We start from the raw sequence: 17,646 nt of genomic DNA, 5'->3' as shown, positions 1-17,646 counted from the left end.
CATGTTGTTCCACGTAAAAATGACCGTGAACCTGCCCCTCGATATGAACCCCGAGCGCGCCGCTGGCCTCAAGGCCGAGGAAAAAGCCTTGGCGCAGCGCCTGCAACAGGAAGGCAAATGGCGCCACCTGTGGCGCATCGCCGGGCACTACGCCAACTACAGCGTGTTCGATGTCGACAGCGTGCAGGACCTGCACGATTTGCTGATGCAACTGCCGCTCTTTCCCTACATGACCATCGAAGTGAATGCCCTGTGCCGTCACCCGTCGTCGATCCATGAGGATGACCGCTAAGCCGGTTTTCACCCTAATAACTACAAGATGAGGAATGCACCATGTCCATCCGACTGTCCAAGACTGCCCATGCCCAACAGTTTCTCGAAGAAGCCAGCGGCAACCTCAACGACGGCGGTAACCCGCGCACCAAGGCGCTGATTTACCGGATCCTGCGCGACACCGTGAACATCATCGAAGACCTGGAAGTGACCCCGGAAGAATTCTGGAAGGCGGTCAACTATCTGAACGACTTGGGCAAGAACCAGGAAGCCGGTCTGCTTGCCGCCGGGCTGGGCCTGGAGCATTACCTCGACCTGTTGATGGACGCGGCCGATGAGGAGGCCGGCAAATCCGGTGGTACGCCGCGCACCATCGAAGGCCCGTTGTATGTGGCCGGTGCGCCGCTGTCGAAGGTCGAGGCACGGTTGGATGATGGCAACGATGAAGCGGTGCCGCTGTTCATGCGCGGGCAAGTGCGTGACACCGAAGGCAAGCCGCTGGCTGGGGCGATTGTGGATGTGTGGCAGGCCAATACCGGTGGTACGTATTCGTGGTTCGATCCGACACAGTCCGAATTCAACCTGCGCCGACGCATCGAGACTGATGCCCAGGGCAACTACCGATTCCGCAGTATCGTGCCATCCGGCTACGGCTGCCCGCCGACCGGGCCGACCCAGCAACTGCTGGATCAACTGGGGCGCCACGGGCAGCGGCCGGCGCATATTCACTTCTTCATTTCGGCGCCGGGGCATCGGCACCTGACCACGCAGATCAACCTGTCGGATGACCCGTACCTGCATGATGATTTTGCCTATGCGACGCGGGATGAGTTGATCGCCGAGATTCGCTTCAGTGAAGATCCGCAGTTGGCGCGAGAGTTTGGCGTGGAAGGGCGGTTTGCGCAGATTGATTTTGACTTTGAGTTGCAAGTGGCGGATGCGCCGGTAGAGCAAAAGCGCATGCAGCGCGTGCGTGCTTTGGAAGATTAAACACGGTTAAAAATGTGGGAGCGGGCTTGCTCCCACAGAGTTTTGTGGTGTTGCCGCTATTTGCGGATGACCAGGTCAAGCACCTCATCCCGGTCCTTGATCTTCTGCAACACAATCTCCGAGCGTATATCCATCACCCCCGCCGTGCGGTTCAGGTGGTTCACGATAAAGTCCGAAAAGTGCTTGAGGTTGCGTGCCTGCACCCGCAGCACATAGTTGCTGGCGCCGGTGATCACATAGGCGCTGGCCACTTCCGGCCAGCCCTGCACCTTCTTGATGAACGTCTCATGCCAATCCTCCACATCCTGGCGCAAAGACAGGTGGACGATGGCCTCCAGTTCAATCCCCAGTTGCTCTGCGTTCAACACCGCGCGATAGCCGCTGATGATTCCCTCGCTCTCCAGCAAGCGCAAACGGCGCAGGCAGGCGGACGGCGACAGCGCGACTTTTTCTGCCAGTTCCTGGTTGCTGATGCGGCCATCCTGTTGCAGGAAATGCAGGAGGCGCAGGTCGGTGGCGTCGAGAATCATGGTTAGAATAAATCCGCGTGTTTAGGGGTTAAATTCGAATTTCCTACAGCTTAATTAGCCTGTTGCTACTCACTTTGCACGAAAATTCTCTAAAACTTCGTTCATTATTTGGTCCATTCTTACTTATAAAAACCAGGATCGCCCATGACCACTCGAAGCCATTGCCAAGCCCTCGATGCCCAAGACCCACTGGCGCCCTTGCGCCGCCAGTTCGCCTTGCCGCAGGGCGTGATCTACCTCGACGGTAACTCCCTCGGCGCACGCCCGGTGGCGGCGTTGGCGCGGGCGCAGGCGGTGATTGCCGAAGAGTGGGGCAACGGGCTGATCCGCAGTTGGAACAGCGCGGGCTGGGCGGATTTGTCCCAACGCCTGGGCAATCGCCTGGCGCCGTTGATTGGCGCGCGCGACAACGAAGTGGTGATCACCGATACCACCTCGATCAACCTGTTCAAGGTGCTGAGCGCCGCGTTGACTGTGCAGCGTCAACGCCAGCCGCATCGCAAGGTCATCGTCAGCGAGGCGAGCAACTTTCCCACCGACCTGTACATCGCCGAGGGCCTGGCCGAACTGCTGCAGCAGGGCTATTCCCTGCGCCTGGTGAGCAGCCCGGATGAACTGCCCCAGGCCATCGACCAGGACGTGGCGGTGGTGATGCTCACCCACGTCAACTACAAGACCGGCTACATGTACGACATGCAGGCGCTGACCGCCTTGAGCCATGAGTGCGGTGCGCTGAGCATCTGGGACCTGGCGCATTCGGCCGGCGCGGTGCCTATCGACCTGCATCAGGCGGGCGCCGATTATGCGATCGGCTGCACCTACAAGTACCTCAACGGCGGCCCGGGTTCCCAGGCGTTTGTGTGGGTCAACCCGGCGTTGGTGGATGTGGTGCGCCAGCCGTTGTCAGGCTGGTTCGGGCATACCCGGCAGTTCGCCATGGAGTCGACTTATGCACCGAGTGCCGGCATCGCTCGCTACCTGTGTGGCACGCAGCCGATTACTTCGCTGGCGATGGTTGAATGTGGGCTGGAGATTTTTGCCCAGACCGATATGGCGAGTTTGCGCAGCAAGTCCCTGGCGTTGACCGACCTGTTTATCGCGTTGGTCGAAGCCCGTTGCGCTGCCCATGACTTGAAGTTGATCACCCCACGTGAGCACGCCAGGCGCGGCAGTCATGTGAGCTTCGAACACCCCGAAGGCTACGCGGTGATCCAGGCCTTGATCGCCCGTGGGGTGATCGGTGACTACCGCGAGCCGCGCATCATGCGGTTTGGTTTTACGCCTTTGTACACCAGCTTTACCGAGGTGTTTGACGCCGTAGAAATCCTCGGCGACATCCTCGACCACCACACCTGGGACCAGCCGCAATTCAAAGTTCGCAACAGCGTCACTTAAGAACGACCCCTCCCTTGTAGGAGCCCGGCTTGCCGGCGATAGCGGCCTTGAGATCGCCATCGCTGGCAAGCCGGGCTCCTACACAGGACGGCGCAAATTTCCTGTGCAATCACAATAATAAAGGGGCACCCCACGTGACCACGCCAGACAACGGCTTTGCAGAGATCACCCACCGCGAACTGGGCCTGCGGCGCCAGCTCACTTCCGGCCAGATGAGCATGATCGCCATCGGCGGCGCCATTGGCACTGGGCTGTTCATGGGCAGCGCCTACGCCATCGGTTATGCCGGGCCCAGCGTCTTGGTGAGCTATGCCATTGGCGCATTGATCACCTTGCTGTTGATGGGCTGCCTGGCGGAGATGACGGTGGCCCATTCCACCTCGGGCTCCTTTGGTGCGTACGCCGAGTTCTACATCAGCCCGCTGGCCGGGTTCCTGGTGCGTTATGCCTACTGGGCGGCGATTGTGCTGGCGGTGGGCGCCGAGGTCACGGCGGTGGCGATGTACATGAAGTACTGGTTCGCCAACGTGCCGGAATGGGTGTGGATCGTGTCGTTTTCCAGCGTATTGATCCTGCTCAATGCGATCAGCGTGAAGACCTTCGGCAACTTCGAATACTGGTTTTCGACGATCAAGATCAGCGCCATTGTCGGCTTCATTATCCTCGCCGTGTACGTGGTGTTCGGCTCCGGCAACCCGGAATACGGGGTGCAGAACTATACGGCCCACGACGGCTTTTTCCCCCATGGCCTGAGCGGTATGTGGATCGCGGTCATCGTGTCGATCTTCAGCTACCTGAGCGTGGAGATGATTGCCGTGGCGGCCGGTGAAGCCGCTGATCCGGAACAGGCGGTGAAGAAAGCCTTCCGCGCCACCATCGTGCGGCTGGTGGTGTTTTACCTGCTGACCCTGGCGCTGATGCTGGCCATCGTGCCTTGGAACCAGGCTGGACAAACCCAGAGCCCGTTCGTCACGGTGATGCAGACCATCGGCATTCCCGGCGCCACCGGGGTGATGAACTTCGTGATCCTGATCGCGGCGCTCTCGGCGATGAACAGCCAGCTCTACATCACTACCCGCATGATGTTCAGCCTGTCCCGCGCCGGCTTTGCCCCCAAATCCATGGGTGCGTTGAGCAAGAGTGGCATCCCGCTGAACGCGTTGCTGTTGTCCAGCTCGGGCATTGCGCTGGCGACGTTGCTCAACGTTGTGTACCCGGAAAGCTCGTTCACCCTGATGATGGCGATCTCGATGTTTGGCGCGATCTTCACCTGGTTCATGATCTTCCTCACCCACCTGTTTTTCCGTCGCTACCGCAAGCGTCACGGTGGGCCGAAGCTGTCGTTCCAACTGCGGCTGTTTCCCTACAGCACGTCGCTGGGTCTGGTGCTGATGGGCGCGGTGATGATCACCACGTATTTCACCGAGGCGTTCAAGATGACCCTGGTGTTTGGTGTGCCGTTCCTGTTGATTCTGTCGGCGGTGTATTACGGGTTTTTCCGCAAGGGCAGGGCCAAGGCGTCGAACAAGGCCTTGGCATAACCGGGCAGCTGTTCGAACGAGCGCGCGCATAACAGCAGTTTCCGACAGGCCCACTCTTCTTGCAGAGGGTGGGCCTTGAAGGTGCGCTTCTGCGGCCAGCGCTCCAGCGCGGCTTGGGGCACGATGCCCAAGCCAGCGCCACGGGCGACCATGCGAATCACCCCGTCAAAGCCCTCGGCACGGATGCGAGTCTGCAGGCGGAAACCCGCGTGCAGTGCCTGTTCTTCGAGGTAAACCGTCAACGCGCTGTGCGTGGCGAGGCCGACAAATTCGTGTTGCAGGCTATCGACAAAACTCCCCTCGGTGAACGGATGATCCAGTGGCGCGATCAGCACCAGCGGGTCATCACGGAAGGGCTGGGTCTGCAGGCCGTGGGTGTCCACGGCGTCGGAGATGATCCCCAGATCCGCCGTGCCCTGGCGCAAGGCCTGGGTGATACGCAGGCTTGGCAGCTCTTGCAGGTCGATGTCGAGGTTGGGGTGCTCGCATAGAAAGTCTGCCAGCAGTTCCGGCAGGTATTCGCTGAGGGCGGTGGTGTTGCACAGCAAGCGCACCTGGCCTTTGATGCCGTTGGCGTATTCCGCGAGGTCCTGCTGCAGGTGTTCGGCCTGTTGCAGTAACAGGCGTGCGTGGCGGGCCAGGGCTTTGCCGGCGGGCGTTGGGGTGACACCTCGACGGTTACGCTCCAGGAAATCGATACCCAGCGAAGCCTCCATCGCCCGGATACGCGCACTCGCGGCGGCCAGGGACAAATGGCTGCGCCCGGCGCCAGCGGTGATGTTGCCGGTGTCGAGGATGTGCAGATAAAGGCGCAGGTCGATCAGGTCAAAGTGCATGCCGGTGTTCTCGGGTGACTGGACTGGCCCCTTCGCGAGCAAGCCCGCTCCCACATTTGGAACGCATTTCAAATGTGGGAGCGGGCTTGCTCGCGAAGGCGGCATCAGCCTATCACAAAACAAGAGGCTGCCTCAGTATATGGCGAATTTCAGCCTTCAGCGAAAAGCCGCACAATCCCCCCATGAGTACCTTCCTCGCGTTCTACCAACAAATCGGCCCCGCCTTGACCCTGCTGGTGATCGGCACCTTCGTGCTGGCCGGCACCGTCAAGGGTGTGATCGGCCTGGGCTTGCCGACAGTCTCCATGGGCTTGCTCGGCCTGGCTATGTTACCGGCGCAGGCTGCGGCGTTGCTGATCATCCCTTCGACGATCACCAACCTGTGGCAATTGGCGTTCGGTGGGCATCTGAGTGCGTTGCTCAAACGCCTGTGGCCGATGCTGCTGCTGATCTTCCTCGGCACCGGGTTTGGCACGCTGTGGCTGGGCATGAGCGGGGGAAGCTGGGTGGGCCATGCGTTGGGCGGTGCGTTGCTGGTGTATGCGCTGAGCGGATTGTTCCTGCCGACGCTCAAGGTAAAACCTGAGACTGAACGTTGGCTGGGCCCTCTGTGCGGGGTCATCACGGGAGTCATCACTTCAGCGACCGGTGTGTTCGTGATTCCTGCTGTGCCCTATCTGCAGGCCTTGGGCTTGAACCGTGATCAGTTGGTACAGGCGCTGGGGCTGTCGTTCACGGCTTCCACCCTGGCATTGGCGGCGGGGCTGGCCTGGCGCGGCACCCTCGGTGGAGGGGAAATCAACGCGTCACTGCTGGCGCTGGTGCCGGCACTGCTGGGCATGTGGCTGGGCCAGGCGGTGCGTCAGCGCATCAGTGCCGTGTTGTTCAAGCGCGTGTTTTTCGTCGGCATGGCCTTGCTGGGCGCGCATCTGCTGATCAGCGGTTAACAATGGGTGGTGCATTCGTGCTTTGCGGTCAAATGTATTTTGCCGTGCCGCCGCTTATTCCGAGGGGCCAATGTCGATAGCCTGCCGGCAGACATTTTCCCATGAAAAAAATCCTCCTGCTCAACGGCGGCAAAAAATTCGCTCACTCCGATGGCCGCTACAACACCACCCTGCATGATGCCGCCGTGGCCGTGCTGGACCGCGCCGGCCTCGACGTCAAAGTCACTCACATCGACGAAGGCTACGACGTGGCCGAAGAAGTCGCAAAATTTCTCTGGGCCGACGTGATCATCTACCAGATGCCCGGCTGGTGGATGGGCGCGCCGTGGATCGTCAAGAAATACATCGACGAAGTCTTCACCGAAGGCCACGGCAGCCTGTACGCCAGCGACGGCCGCACGCGCTCCGATGCCTCGCAGAAATATGGCAGCGGCGGCCTGATCCAGGGCAAGCAGTACATGCTCTCGCTGACCTGGAACGCGCCGCAGCAAGCCTTCGACGACCCGACCGACTTCTTCGAAGCCAAGGGTGTGGACGCGGTGTATTTCCCGTTCCACAAGGCCAACGAATTCCTTGGCATGACTGGCCTGCCGACCTTCTTGTGCGTGGACGTGATGAAGCGCCCGGCGATCGAGGCTGACGTAGCACGCTATGAGCAGCATCTGGCGCAGGTGTTCAATTTCTCGGTGTAAGCTGCTGTGAACCGATAACGAGGAGCGCCTGTGAAAGCCCGATCCGATGAGCTACAGATCTTCGTCAGCGTGATTGAATGCGGTTCGATTTCCGCTGCCGCGGAACAAGTCGGGCAGACGCCCTCGGCGGTCAGCCGCACCTTGTCACGCCTGGAAGCCAAGCTCGACACCACGCTGATCAACCGCACGACGCGACGCATGGACCTGACCGAGGAAGGCAAGTACTTCTTCGAACAGGCCAAGGTGATCCTGGCGCAGATGGACGAGTTGGAAGAACGCCTGTCGTCACGCCAGAAAAAACCGGCGGGGCGCCTGCGCATCAATGCGGCGGTGCCCTTTATGCTGCATGGGATCGTGCCGTATATCGCAGAGTTTCGCAGCCTTTACCCGGATATCCAGCTGGAGCTGAACAGCGATGACCTGATCATCGACCTGTTGGAGCAGAGTACCGACATCGCCATCCGCATCGGTGCGTTGGCCGACTCCACCCTGCATGCGCGCGCGCTCGGTTGTACGCCGCTGCATATCCTCGCCAGCCCCGACTACCTCAAGCAGTACGGCACGCCGACTACGGTCGCCGAATTGGCGAACCACACCTTGCTGGGGTTCACCCAGACCGAGACCCTCAACCACTGGCCGCTGCGCCATGTGGAAGGCGACCGCTGGTTGATCCAGCCCGGCGTGGCCGCGTCCAGCGGTGAAACCGTGCGTCATTTGGCGCTGGAAGGGCAGGGCATCTGCTGCCTGTCGAACTTCATGACCATCGACGACATTGAAGCCGGGCGCCTGGTGCCGGTCTTGGAAGCTTTCAACAGCGGTTATCGTCAGCCGATCCACGCGGTGTTCTACCGTAACTCGCAGCTGGCCTTGCGCATCCAGTGTTTCCTCGACTTCATCCAGGCCAAGCTGGCGCGGTATGCCTGCTGATTCGTGACCTTCGCGCAAGAGTGAATTGGGCAATAAGGGCTTATTCGTCAGGGATCGGCCCTTGATACTGGTGCCATCACTTACTCACTCAGGAGCACTCTCCATGAACGTATTCGTCACCGGCGCAGCAGGTTTTATCGGGGGTTCCATCGCAACCGGCCTGGTCAAGGCAGGCCACAGCGTGACTGGCCTGGTGCGCAGCGCTGAGCAGGCGGCCGAGATGACCGCATTGGGTATCACCCCAGTGATCGGCACTCTGGATGACGCCGCTGTATTGACCGAGCAAGCGCACAAGGCCGATGCCGTGATCAATGCCGCAAGCAGCGACCATCGCGCAGCCGTGGAAACCCTGCTGGCAGCGTTGAAGGGCTCGAACAAGCCATTCCTGCACACCAGCGGTTCAAGCATCGTGGGGGATGCGTCGGGCGGCAAGTCCAGCGATGTCATCTACTTCGAAGACAACCTTCCGGAGCCGACCGTCGACAAGGCCGCTCGCGTCGCTATCGACAACCTGATCCTGGCGGCTGCCAACGAAGGCGTGAACTCGGCGGTGATCTGCAACACCCTGATCTACGGTCACAGCCTGGGCGTGAAGCGCGACAGCGTGCAATTGCCGCGTCTGCTCAAGCAGGCGCGCAAGAGTGGGGTGGTGCGCCATGTGGGCAGTGGGCAGAACATCTGGTCCAACGTGCACATTGAAGACGTGGTGGCGCTGTACCTGCTGGCACTGAACAAGAACGTACCGGGCACCTTCTACTTTGTGGAAAGCAGCGAGGCGGCGTTTATCGACATGACCACCGCCATCGCCGAAGCCCTGGATCTGGGCAAACCCCAGGATTGGCCATTGGCCGATGCTGAAGCCGAGTGGGGCTACGAAATGGCCAACTATGGCCTGGGCTCCAACAGCCGGGTGCGTGGCAAGCATGCCCGTGAACTGCTGGGCTGGGCGCCGAAGCGTACGTCGGTGGTGGAGTGGATACGCCACGAGATGGTGTGATGTTCGCTTGATACCGGGGCGCTTCTTTCGCGAGCAAGTCGAATCGTCGCACCGCCGCTTCCACACTGACTGCATTTCAAAGCCGGAACTCGGTCAAATGTGGGAGCGGGCTTGCTCGCGAAGGGGACGATACGGTCTTCGAGACTAGCCCCATTCCCTTCAATTCCGTACCATTCCCCGCCTTATCCCCCGCAATGCCCTGGTACCTCATGAATCTCACCCGTCTGCGCGCCGATGCCCTGGCCGGCCTCACCACGTCTTTTGCGCTGCTGCCCGAATGCATCGCTTTTGCCCTGGTGGCTCACCTTAATCCGCTGATGGGGCTCTATGGCGCCTTTATCATCTGCACCCTTACGGCATTGTTCGGCGGCAGACCCGGCATGGTGTCCGGTGCGGCCGGCTCGATGGCGGTGGTGATCGTGGCGCTGGTGGTGCAACACGGTGTGGAATACCTGCTGGCGACGGTGTTGCTGGGCGGGTTGATCATGGTCGCCTTCGGCCTGCTGCGCCTGGGCAAGCTGGTGCGCATGGTGCCGCACCCGGTAATGCTAGGGTTCGTGAATGGCCTGGCGATCATCATTGCCCTGGCGCAGTTGGAGCATTTCAAGAGCGGTGAACACTGGCTCAGCGGCACGCCCCTGTACGTGATGATCGGCCTGGTGTTGGTGACCATGGCCATCGTCTACCTGTTGCCACGCATCACCCGCGCGGTGCCGCCTGCATTGGTGGCGATCCTCGGCGTGGGCCTGGCGGTGTACCTGCTCGGCCTGCCGACCCGCACCCTGGGCGACATGGCCCATATCGCTGGTGGCCTGCCCACCTTTGCCCTGCCGCAAATCCCCTGGACCCTGGAAACCCTCGCCATCATCGCGCCGTACGCGTTCCTGATGGCCATGGTCGGCCTGCTGGAAACCCTGCTCACCCTGAATCTCACCGACGAAATCACCGAGACCCGTGGCTACCCGGACCGCGAAAGCGTAGCCCTGGGCGCGGCCAATATGGTCTCGGGCCTTTTTGGCGGCATGGGCGGTTGCGCGATGATCGGGCAAACCGTGATCAACCTTAGCTCCGGTGGGCGCGGGCGTTTTTCCGGGGTGTTTGCCGGGGTGATGATCCTGCTGTTCATCCTGTTCCTGTCGCCCTTTATCGAGCGGATCCCGCTGGCGGCGCTGGTGGGCGTGATGTTCGTGGTGTCGCAGCAGACCTTCGCCTGGGCGTCCTTGCGGGTGATCAACAAAGTGCCGTTGAATGACGTGCTGGTGATTATCGCGGTGACGGTGATCACCGTGTTCACCGACCTGGCCACGGCCGTGTTGTGCGGGATTGTGATTGCGGCGCTGAACTTCGCCTGGCAACAGGCGCGCGAGCTGTATGCCGATGAGCATCTGGAGGCCGATGGCAGCAAGCTCTATCGCCTGCATGGCACCTTGTTCTTTGCCTCGACCACGCCGTTCCTCAACCAGTTCGACCCGGCCAACGACCCGGCCCAGGTGACGCTGGATTGCCGTCACCTGAGCTTTGTCGACTATTCAGCGATTGCAGCGCTGATGACCCTGCGTGAGCGTTACACCAAAGCCGGCAAGCACCTGCGGGTACTGCATTTGTCGGAGCGCTGCAAGAAACTGCTCAAGCGCGCCCGGGTCCATCATGAGTAAGTGATCACGGCCCGACCAGGTCTTCGAGTTCCTGGGCGCGGGTCTGGGTCATGTCCAGCACGCAGCCGGAGCCGTTGACCTGGTCGATGGTGCCGCCGGTCGCGGAGCCGGCGAAGCCGCAGTTGGCATCACGGTATTTTATCCACAGGCGCTGCACGTCTTGCAGTTGCTGCTTGCGCGCACCTTCCTGGGCGGCGAGGGCGGTCTTGTAGGCCTTGTTCAGGCGCGTGTCCTGGACCTTGGCTTCCTTGGCGTTGCAATTGACCATGTTCGCGGTCGTGTTGGCGCTGTCCATGCATTTTTTCAACGCGGCGTTATCAGCGGCCGCAGCACTGCCGCACAGGGCGAGAAACAAAGCGCTGACGGCTAGGGATGTGCGAATCATGGTCGGTTTTCCTGGGCATGAGGGGAGGCGCATTCTATGACTCGATGGCGGCGTTTGAGTTTCCAGCATCTTCTGATCTTCATGTAAGAACACCCCCCGAATTTTCATAGGCGACCGTTGGGCATATCCCAGCGCGACAGCGCTTATCCGTGGGCGAAAATTACTTTCATAAAAATTGAAAATACTCTTCGGTAATGATTTATGAGTTTCACAACCAATTCGACGTGACCCTTTCCGAGGAGTACCGCATGGCCGCATCACCGGGCTTCGGGCTATTGGCATACGCTGCCATCGCCATCATTGCTTTGATCGTGCTGATAGCACGTTACCGGCTCAACCCGTTTATCGTCATCACCCTGGTGTCCATTGGCCTGGCGCTGATGGCCGGGATGCCGGCAGACACCATCATGGGCTCGTATGAAGCGGGCGTCGGCAAGACCCTGGGGCACATTGCCCTGGTGGTGGCGCTAGGCACCATGCTGGGCAAGATGATGGCCGAATCAGGCGGTGCCGAGCAGGTGGCGCGCACACTGATCAACCGTTTCGGCGAGCGCAATGCGCACTGGGCCATGGTGTGCATCGCCTTCCTGGTAGGGCTGCCGCTGTTTTTCGAGGTCGGTTTTGTGCTGCTGGTGCCGATTGCTTTTACCGTGGCGCGGCGTGTAGGCGTATCGATCCTGATGGTCGGTTTGCCGATGGTCGCCGGCCTGTCGGTGGTGCATGCGCTGGTGCCACCGCACCCGGCGGCGATGATGGCAGTGCTGGCGTACAACGCGTCGGTGGGGCAGACCGTGCTCTACGCCATCCTGATCGGTATTCCGACGGCAATCATCGCAGGTCCCGTCTACGCCAAATTCATCGTGCCGCGTATTCATCTGCCGGCGGAAAACCCGCTGGAACGCCAATTCATCGAGCGCGAACCGCGTACTCGCTTGCCGAGTTTCACGCTGACCATGGGCACCATCCTGTTGCCGGTGGTGCTGATGATGATCGGTGGTTGGGCCAACGTGATTTCCACGCCGGGCACCGGTTTCAATCAGTTCCTGTTGTTTATCGGTAACTCGGTGATCGCGCTGCTGGTGGCGACCCTTGTCAGCTTCTGGACCTTGGGTATCGCCCAAGGCTTCAACCGCGAATCGATCCTCAAGTTCACCAATGAATGCCTGGCGCCGACCGCGAGTATCACCCTGCTGGTGGGCGCGGGCGGCGGTTTGAATCGCATCCTGGTGGATGCGGGTGTGACCAACGAAATTCTCGGCCTGGCCCATGCTTTCCAGCTGTCGCCTTTGGTAATGGGTTGGCTGTTTGCCGCGCTGATGCGTATTGCCACGGGCTCGGCCACCGTCGCCATGACCACCGCGTCCGGTGTGGTAGCACCGGTTGCCATGGGCCTGGGTTATCCACACCCTGAATTGCTGGTGCTGGCCACCGGCGCGGGTTCGGTGATCTTTTCCCACGTGAACGACGGCGGCTTCTGGCTGATCAAGGAATACTTCAATATGACGGTGATCCAGACCTTCAAGACCTGGACCGTGTTGGAGACTCTGATTTCTGTTGTCGCCTTCGGTCTGACTTACGGCCTGTCTCTTGTTTTATGAGCCGCATTTTGTAACCGGAGAGCCCATGGACATCCTCTACCAGATCCGCGCCCGCCAGGACTCTTTCAGCGCCGGCGAAGGGCGTATCGCCAAACTGATGCTCGAGGACGTGGGCTTTGCCGCGTCGGCCAGCCTGGAAGCGTTGTCCCAGCGGGCCGAGGTCAGTACGGCCACCTTGTCGCGGTTCGCGCGCAGTGTGGGTTGCCGGGATCTGCGGGATTTGCGTCTGCAATTAGCCCAGGCCAGCGGGGTCGGCAGTCGCTTCCTCGACCCGGCGGGGTTGCCGGAGCAATCGGCGTTTCATCGGCAGATCCTGGGGGATATCGAGGCGACGTTGCGTCAGCACTTGTCGGGGTTCAACCAGGCGGGTTTTGTCGATGCGGTCAACCTGCTGGGCAAGGCGCGGATGATCCACGCGTTCGGCATGGGCGGCCCGTCGAGCCTGTGCAGCGATGAGTTGCAGGTGCGCCTGGTACGCCTGGGTTATCCGATTGCCGCCTGCCATGACCCGGTAATGATGCGCGTCACGGCGGCGACGCTGGGACCGGAGCATGCGTTGATCGTGTGCTCCCTGACCGGCCTCACCCCCGAGTTGCTGGACGTGGTGACGCTGGCACGCAACTACGACGCGCGCATTGTCGCCATCACCCTGGCCGAGTCGCCCCTAGCCCAGTTGGCGGACGTGCTGCTGCCGCTGCAACCGGCCGAAACCAGTTTTATCTACAAGCCCACTGCGGCGCGCTACGGAATGCTGCTGGCCATCGACTTGCTCGCCACCGAGTTGGCATTGGCCCTGCCGGACGACAACCAGGAACGCCTGCGCCGGATCAAGCTGGCCCTGGACGATTATCGCGGCGGCCCCGACAGCCTGCCGCTTGGAGACTGATATGAAGTACGACACGTTGATCCGCCAGGCGCTGATCATTGATGGCAGTAACACCCCAGGCTACGTCGCCGATGTTGGGCTGCGCGACGGGCGCATCGAGACGATCGGCGACTTGTCGACGGCTGTGGCCGAGCATGAAATCGAGGCGTGCGGACGTGTGCTGGCGCCGGGGTTTATCGACGTGCATACCCACGACGATACCGTGGTGATCCGCCATCCGCAGATGCTGCCCAAACTGAGCCAGGGTGTGACCACGGTGATTGTCGGCAACTGTGGCATCAGCGCGTCGCCGGTGACGTTGCGCAGTGATCCGCCGGATCCGATGAACCTGTTGGGCAGTGCTTCGGCGTTTGTGTATCCGCGTTTCACCGACTATCGCACGGCGATCGAGAACGCTCACCCGGCGGTCAACGTCGCAGCGTTGGTCGGCCATACGGCGCTGCGCAGCAACCACATGGATGACCTGCACCGCACTGCCTCAGCGGATGAAATTGCCGCCATGCGCGCGCAGTTGCAAGAGAGTCTCGAAGACGGTGCCCTTGGTTTATCCACAGGCTTGGCCTACGCCAGTGCATTCAATGCCGAGACCGATGAAGTGCTGCAACTGAGTGAAGCACTCACCGCATTCGGCGCGGTGTACACCACCCATTTGCGCAGTGAATTCGAGCCGGTGCTGGAGGCGATGGACGAGGCGTTCCTGATCGGCCGGCATGCCAAAGCGCCGGTGATCATTTCCCACCTCAAATGTGCCGGCGCCGGTAACTGGGGGCGTAGCCCGCAGTTGTTGGCGTCGCTGGAACTGGCGGCTAAAACCCATCCCGTGGGGTGTGATTGCTACCCCTATGCGGCGAGTTCTTCGACCCTGGATCTCAAGCAGGTGACTGACGCCTTTCGGATCACCATCACCTGGTCGACACCACACCCGGAAATGGGCGGGCGTGATTTGCAGGACATCGCCGCTGAGTGGGATGTTTCGTTGATGGACGCAGCCCGTCGGCTACAACCCGCAGGGGCGGTGTATTACGGGATGGATGAGGCGGATGTGCGACGGATCCTGGCGCATCCGTTGTCGATGGTCGGGTCGGATGGGCTGCCCGAGGACCCGTTTCCACATCCACGTTTGTGGGGGGCATTTCCACGGGTATTGGGGCATTTCAGCCGCGACGTCGGGTTGTTCCCATTGCATACCGCCGTGCACAAGATGACGGGCCTTTCAGCCGCGCGTTTTGGCCTGGCGGAGCGGGGTGAAATCCGCGAAGGGCACTGGGCCGACCTGGTGTTGTTCGACCCGTTGCGCGTGCGCGATGTGGCGGACTTCAAGGAACCGCAGCGCGCGGCCGAGGGCATCGATGGGGTGTGGGTCAACGGGGTGTTGAGCTACAGCGATGGGCAGGCGAACGGCCAGCGGCCGGGTCGGTTCCTGGCGCGCAGTGGGGATTTGCGTCGGGGTTTTTCGCCTCTATAGTGGACGCTTATTTAGACGGAGCGGTTGCCATGCACTTAGGAAAAGTCACCCCCATCCTGCGGATTTTCGACGAGGCCAAGGCGTTGGAATTCTACGTCGACTTCCTGGGATTCAAGGTGGATTGGCAGCATCGTTTCGAGGCCAATTTCCCGCTGTATTTGCAGGTGTCGTTGGGCGACTGTGTGTTGCATCTGACTGAGCATCATGGTGATGCGTCGCCGGGTGCGGCGGTGCGAATTCAGGCGCAAGGCGTGGACGCCTATCAGCAGCAGTTGGCGGGCAAGGACTATCGGTATGCCAAGCCTGGGGTTGAGGAAACGCCATGGGGCTCGCGGGAGATGAGCATCAAGGACCCGTTTGGGAATCGGGTGGTGTTTGTTGAGGAAGGCGAGGGCTGAGGGGTAAATCGCAGGCAATAAAAAACCGCCTTAGTAGGGCGGTTTTTTTTGCAATCCCGGTTAGTGGCTGGGGTTGCGATCTCAAACGGCGCATTCGACCTGCAAGCCGGTATTAACGCTGGTCATGTCACCACGCAAGACCGAACGATGACCGACATGGAGGGTTTCCAGGCGTTCTATTACACCCGGAAATGACTGACCATCTGCTGCAACTGGCTACCCAACCGCGCCAGTTCAACACTCGACTTGGCCGTCTCGTCACTCGCCGTAGCGGTCTGCTCCGACACATCCCGCACATTCACAATGCTGCGGCTGATCTCTTCAGCCACGGCGCTTTGCTGCTCGGCGGCGGCGGCGATCTGCTGGTTCATCGACTGGATATTCGACACCGTACGGGTGATGTTCTCCAGTGACACACCGGCCTTGCGCGTCAGCTCGACACTGCTGTCGGTGAGGCTACGGCTGTTGTTCATCACGTTGGCCACTTGTTGGGTGCCGTTCTGCAAACCGGCGACCAGGCCTTCGATTTCCTCGGTGGATTTTTGCGTGCGCTGGGCCAGGCCGCGCACTTCGTCGGCGACCACGGCAAACCCACGCCCGGCTTCACCAGCCCGTGCGGCTTCGATCGCCGCGTTGAGGGCCAGCAGGTTGGTCTGTTCGGCGACGGCCTTGATCACGTCCATCACACTGCCGATCTTGTTGCTCTCTTGTTGCAGGTGGGTCATGGCGTCGGTGGAACGCGCCACTTCAGCGGCCAGACGCTCGATCTGAGCGATGGCCTCGGCCACCACCTTGTCGCCTGCGCGGGCTTGGCCATCGGCATCGGCGGCCGCCTGGGAAGCTTGCTCCGCGTTGCGCGCCACTTCCTGCACGGTGGCAGTCATTTCGTGCATCGCGGTGGCGACCTGGTCGGTCTCGATCTTCTGACTGTTTACGCCGGCGCTGGTCTGCTCGGTCACGGCCGACAGTTCTTCGGCGGCGCTGGCGATCTGTGTCACGCCGTCACGAATACCGCTGATCAACTCACGCAAGGTGGTGCCCATGCGCTGGATACCTTGTTGCAACACGCCCAGTTCATCGCGACGAGTGACCTGGATGTTTTGGCTCAAGTCGCCGGAGGCAATGCGCTCCACCACCGCCAGGGTTTCCTGGATCGGGCGGGTGATCTGGCGGGTGATGACCCATGCTGCGATGACGCCAACCAATAGGGCCAACAAGGTGCTGATCAGTTGAAGGCTGCGGGCCTGGGCGCTTTCTGCGTCGCGGCGGGTCAGTTGGATGTCATACAGTTTGTCGCTGATCGTGACGATATCAGCGCCCTGAGTGGTCATTTCGGCGCGGGCAGTGACGATGTTGGCGTTGGCTGCCTTGTAGTTCTGAACGGCGCTGCGATAGGCGCCCAGGGCCGTTTCCAATGCGGTCAGCGCGCTTTGCTGGCTGGCGCCGAATGCGGCGCTGAGGTCTTTCACGCCGGCGATGGCTTTTTCAATCTGTGCAGCCGCGCGTGCTTCGGTCTCCGGGCTGACGTTACCGGTGTAGCCGCGTACTTCGTAGCGAGCCAACTGGAACTGCATCTTGGCGTCGGCCACCGCCTGGAACTGTGCCAGGTGCTCCGAACTGTCGGGCATTTGCTTCACGCTGGTTTCCAATGCGTTGATCTGCGCATTGGCGATATCCGCCTTGTCGCCCATCACCTGGCGCGAGGCGTTGCCGTTACGGTAGGCCTCGCGCATTTTGTTCAGCGACTGCTGGTAAGCGGTGATGATGGACTTTTGCTCGTTGAGCAGCTTGAGGTTTTCCGGGCTTTTGAAGCTGTCGAGCAGCTTCTGTTGCTGGGCAGCGAACGCATCCAGGTTGGTCTGTACGTTCTGGGCCACGGCTTCATCGCCGTTGGCGAGCATGTACTGCAGGCGCACAATACGCAGCTTGGTCAACGACGCATTGAGCTGAGTGATGTCGCTCATCCAGTTGCTGCGATCAATCAGGCCGCCCAGGCTGGTCCAGCCGGTCAGGGCCAGGATCGAGGTGAGGACCAGTACCAGGCCGAAGCCCAGGCCCAGTTTGAGATTGACGCTAATGTTGCCGAACCAGCTATTCATCGAATGCTCCGCAAGAATGATGGGGGGTGCTG

Annotated in this window: 17 protein-coding genes and 1 pseudogene; 13 read left to right on the top strand and 5 right to left on the bottom strand. The window is 60.9% G+C overall.

The window, feature by feature from the left end; genetic code table 11:
* Position 1: 1 nt before the first annotated feature.
* On the top strand, positions 2 to 292 hold the full coding sequence (gene catC / locus ACP7C6_RS28665; protein WP_426109551.1) for a muconolactone Delta-isomerase: 291 nt from the start codon (positions 2 to 4) through the stop codon (positions 290 to 292).
* Between the two features lie 41 nt (positions 293 to 333).
* Positions 334 to 1,263: a catechol 1,2-dioxygenase gene (catA, locus tag ACP7C6_RS28660; RefSeq protein ID WP_426109550.1), complete on the top strand. Its 930-nt coding sequence runs from the start codon at positions 334 to 336 to the stop codon at positions 1,261 to 1,263.
* 56 nt (positions 1,264 to 1,319) lie between these two features.
* On the opposite strand, the gene ACP7C6_RS28655 is transcribed toward catA, so the two are convergent.
* A complete protein-coding gene (locus ACP7C6_RS28655) occupies positions 1,320 to 1,793 on the bottom strand; it encodes an Lrp/AsnC family transcriptional regulator (RefSeq protein WP_016974903.1) in 474 nt (157 codons plus the stop codon).
* A gap of 144 nt (positions 1,794 to 1,937) precedes the next feature.
* Between ACP7C6_RS28655 and kynU the strand changes: the two genes are divergently transcribed.
* Positions 1,938 to 3,188 (top strand): kynureninase, encoded by a 1,251-nt coding sequence (gene kynU, locus ACP7C6_RS28650; protein ID WP_426109549.1) that lies wholly within the window; start codon positions 1,938 to 1,940, stop codon positions 3,186 to 3,188.
* 134 nt (positions 3,189 to 3,322) lie between these two features.
* Positions 3,323 to 4,729, top strand: coding sequence for an amino acid permease (locus ACP7C6_RS28645; protein WP_028617923.1), 1,407 nt, complete (start codon positions 3,323 to 3,325; stop codon positions 4,727 to 4,729).
* Here the strand turns inward: ACP7C6_RS28645 and ACP7C6_RS28640 are convergent.
* Complete coding sequence (locus tag ACP7C6_RS28640) at positions 4,675 to 5,565, bottom strand: LysR family transcriptional regulator (RefSeq protein WP_126571423.1); 891 nt, start codon at positions 5,563 to 5,565, stop codon at positions 4,675 to 4,677. The two genes, ACP7C6_RS28645 and ACP7C6_RS28640, sit on opposite strands and share 55 nt — an antisense overlap.
* Before the next feature lie 182 nt (positions 5,566 to 5,747).
* Between ACP7C6_RS28640 and ACP7C6_RS28635 the strand changes: the two genes are divergently transcribed.
* The 5 genes from ACP7C6_RS28635 to ACP7C6_RS28615 all read left to right on the top strand — a co-directional run bounded on the left by ACP7C6_RS28635 (position 5,748) and on the right by ACP7C6_RS28615 (position 10,783).
* Entirely contained in the window at positions 5,748 to 6,512 is a 765-nt protein-coding gene (locus ACP7C6_RS28635; RefSeq protein WP_426109548.1) for a sulfite exporter TauE/SafE family protein, read from the top strand.
* Between the two features lie 101 nt (positions 6,513 to 6,613).
* The gene (locus tag ACP7C6_RS28630; protein ID WP_028617920.1) at positions 6,614 to 7,204 is read left to right on the top strand and encodes an NAD(P)H-dependent oxidoreductase; all 591 of its coding nucleotides are present in this window, start codon (positions 6,614 to 6,616) and stop codon (positions 7,202 to 7,204) included.
* Between the two features lie 30 nt (positions 7,205 to 7,234).
* Positions 7,235 to 8,131: a LysR family transcriptional regulator gene (locus ACP7C6_RS28625; RefSeq protein ID WP_028617919.1), complete on the top strand. Its 897-nt coding sequence runs from the start codon at positions 7,235 to 7,237 to the stop codon at positions 8,129 to 8,131.
* A gap of 103 nt (positions 8,132 to 8,234) precedes the next feature.
* Positions 8,235 to 9,128 carry an NAD-dependent epimerase/dehydratase family protein gene (locus tag ACP7C6_RS28620; RefSeq protein WP_323987629.1) on the top strand — a complete coding sequence of 298 codons (894 nt, stop codon included), beginning with the start codon at positions 8,235 to 8,237 and terminating at the stop codon, positions 9,126 to 9,128.
* A gap of 209 nt (positions 9,129 to 9,337) precedes the next feature.
* A complete protein-coding gene (locus ACP7C6_RS28615; RefSeq protein WP_028617917.1) occupies positions 9,338 to 10,783 on the top strand; it encodes a SulP family inorganic anion transporter in 1,446 nt (481 codons plus the stop codon).
* 4 nt (positions 10,784 to 10,787) lie between these two features.
* On the opposite strand, the gene ACP7C6_RS28610 is transcribed toward ACP7C6_RS28615, so the two are convergent.
* A complete protein-coding gene (locus ACP7C6_RS28610; protein WP_426109547.1) occupies positions 10,788 to 11,168 on the bottom strand; it encodes a lysozyme inhibitor LprI family protein in 381 nt (126 codons plus the stop codon).
* Positions 11,169 to 11,416: 248 nt separating this feature from the next.
* Between ACP7C6_RS28610 and ACP7C6_RS28605 the strand changes: the two genes are divergently transcribed.
* From ACP7C6_RS28605 to ACP7C6_RS28590, 4 genes are read left to right on the top strand one after another with little or no spacing between them, the layout of a single operon-like run.
* Complete coding sequence (locus tag ACP7C6_RS28605) at positions 11,417 to 12,766, top strand: gluconate:H+ symporter (protein ID WP_185035940.1); 1,350 nt, start codon at positions 11,417 to 11,419, stop codon at positions 12,764 to 12,766.
* Positions 12,767 to 12,791: 25 nt separating this feature from the next.
* On the top strand, positions 12,792 to 13,652 hold the full coding sequence (locus ACP7C6_RS28600) for a MurR/RpiR family transcriptional regulator (protein WP_028617914.1): 861 nt from the start codon (positions 12,792 to 12,794) through the stop codon (positions 13,650 to 13,652).
* 1 nt (position 13,653) lies between these two features.
* Positions 13,654 to 15,117: a D-aminoacylase gene (locus tag ACP7C6_RS28595; RefSeq protein ID WP_323987625.1), complete on the top strand. Its 1,464-nt coding sequence runs from the start codon at positions 13,654 to 13,656 to the stop codon at positions 15,115 to 15,117.
* Between the two features lie 29 nt (positions 15,118 to 15,146).
* Entirely contained in the window at positions 15,147 to 15,515 is a 369-nt protein-coding gene (locus ACP7C6_RS28590) for a glyoxalase superfamily protein (RefSeq protein ID WP_025858036.1), read from the top strand.
* A gap of 179 nt (positions 15,516 to 15,694) precedes the next feature.
* Here ACP7C6_RS28590 and ACP7C6_RS28585 read toward each other — a convergent pair whose 3' ends face one another.
* Together ACP7C6_RS28585 and ACP7C6_RS28580 are read right to left on the bottom strand one after the other, a co-directional pair.
* Positions 15,695 to 16,558: a methyl-accepting chemotaxis protein gene (locus ACP7C6_RS28585; RefSeq protein WP_371923957.1), complete on the bottom strand. Its 864-nt coding sequence runs from the start codon at positions 16,556 to 16,558 to the stop codon at positions 15,695 to 15,697.
* Positions 16,550 to 17,479: pseudogene (locus ACP7C6_RS28580) on the bottom strand (methyl-accepting chemotaxis protein); the annotation flags it as partial. The gene ACP7C6_RS28585 and the pseudogene ACP7C6_RS28580, both read right to left, overlap by 9 nt.
* Positions 17,480 to 17,646: the final 167 nt, after the last annotated feature.

Source organism: Pseudomonas sp. TWR1-1-4 (assembly GCF_049897165.1).
GTDB lineage: Bacteria > Pseudomonadota > Gammaproteobacteria > Pseudomonadales > Pseudomonadaceae > Aquipseudomonas > Aquipseudomonas canadensis.
This window is presented reverse-complemented; position numbering and strand designations above follow the sequence as displayed.

Excerpts from the sequence above, each read along its gene's own strand:
- catC (WP_426109551.1), top strand. The coding sequence starts at position 2 with ATGTTGTTCCACGTAAAAATGACCGTGAACCTGCCCCTCGATATGAAC.
- catA (WP_426109550.1), top strand. The coding sequence starts at position 334 with ATGTCCATCCGACTGTCCAAGACTGCCCATGCCCAACAGTTTCTCGAA.
- ACP7C6_RS28655 (WP_016974903.1), bottom strand. The coding sequence starts at position 1,793 with ATGATTCTCGACGCCACCGACCTGCGCCTCCTGCATTTCCTGCAACAG.
- kynU (WP_426109549.1), top strand. The coding sequence starts at position 1,938 with ATGACCACTCGAAGCCATTGCCAAGCCCTCGATGCCCAAGACCCACTG.
- ACP7C6_RS28640 (WP_126571423.1), bottom strand. The coding sequence starts at position 5,565 with ATGCACTTTGACCTGATCGACCTGCGCCTTTATCTGCACATCCTCGAC.
- ACP7C6_RS28635 (WP_426109548.1), top strand. The coding sequence starts at position 5,748 with ATGAGTACCTTCCTCGCGTTCTACCAACAAATCGGCCCCGCCTTGACC.
- ACP7C6_RS28630 (WP_028617920.1), top strand. The coding sequence starts at position 6,614 with ATGAAAAAAATCCTCCTGCTCAACGGCGGCAAAAAATTCGCTCACTCC.
- ACP7C6_RS28620 (WP_323987629.1), top strand. The coding sequence starts at position 8,235 with ATGAACGTATTCGTCACCGGCGCAGCAGGTTTTATCGGGGGTTCCATC.
- ACP7C6_RS28615 (WP_028617917.1), top strand. The coding sequence starts at position 9,338 with ATGAATCTCACCCGTCTGCGCGCCGATGCCCTGGCCGGCCTCACCACG.
- ACP7C6_RS28610 (WP_426109547.1), bottom strand. The coding sequence starts at position 11,168 with ATGATTCGCACATCCCTAGCCGTCAGCGCTTTGTTTCTCGCCCTGTGC.
- ACP7C6_RS28605 (WP_185035940.1), top strand. The coding sequence starts at position 11,417 with ATGGCCGCATCACCGGGCTTCGGGCTATTGGCATACGCTGCCATCGCC.
- ACP7C6_RS28600 (WP_028617914.1), top strand. The coding sequence starts at position 12,792 with ATGGACATCCTCTACCAGATCCGCGCCCGCCAGGACTCTTTCAGCGCC.
- ACP7C6_RS28595 (WP_323987625.1), top strand. The coding sequence starts at position 13,654 with ATGAAGTACGACACGTTGATCCGCCAGGCGCTGATCATTGATGGCAGT.
- ACP7C6_RS28590 (WP_025858036.1), top strand. The coding sequence starts at position 15,147 with ATGCACTTAGGAAAAGTCACCCCCATCCTGCGGATTTTCGACGAGGCC.
- ACP7C6_RS28585 (WP_371923957.1), bottom strand. The coding sequence starts at position 16,558 with ATGGGCACCACCTTGCGTGAGTTGATCAGCGGTATTCGTGACGGCGTG.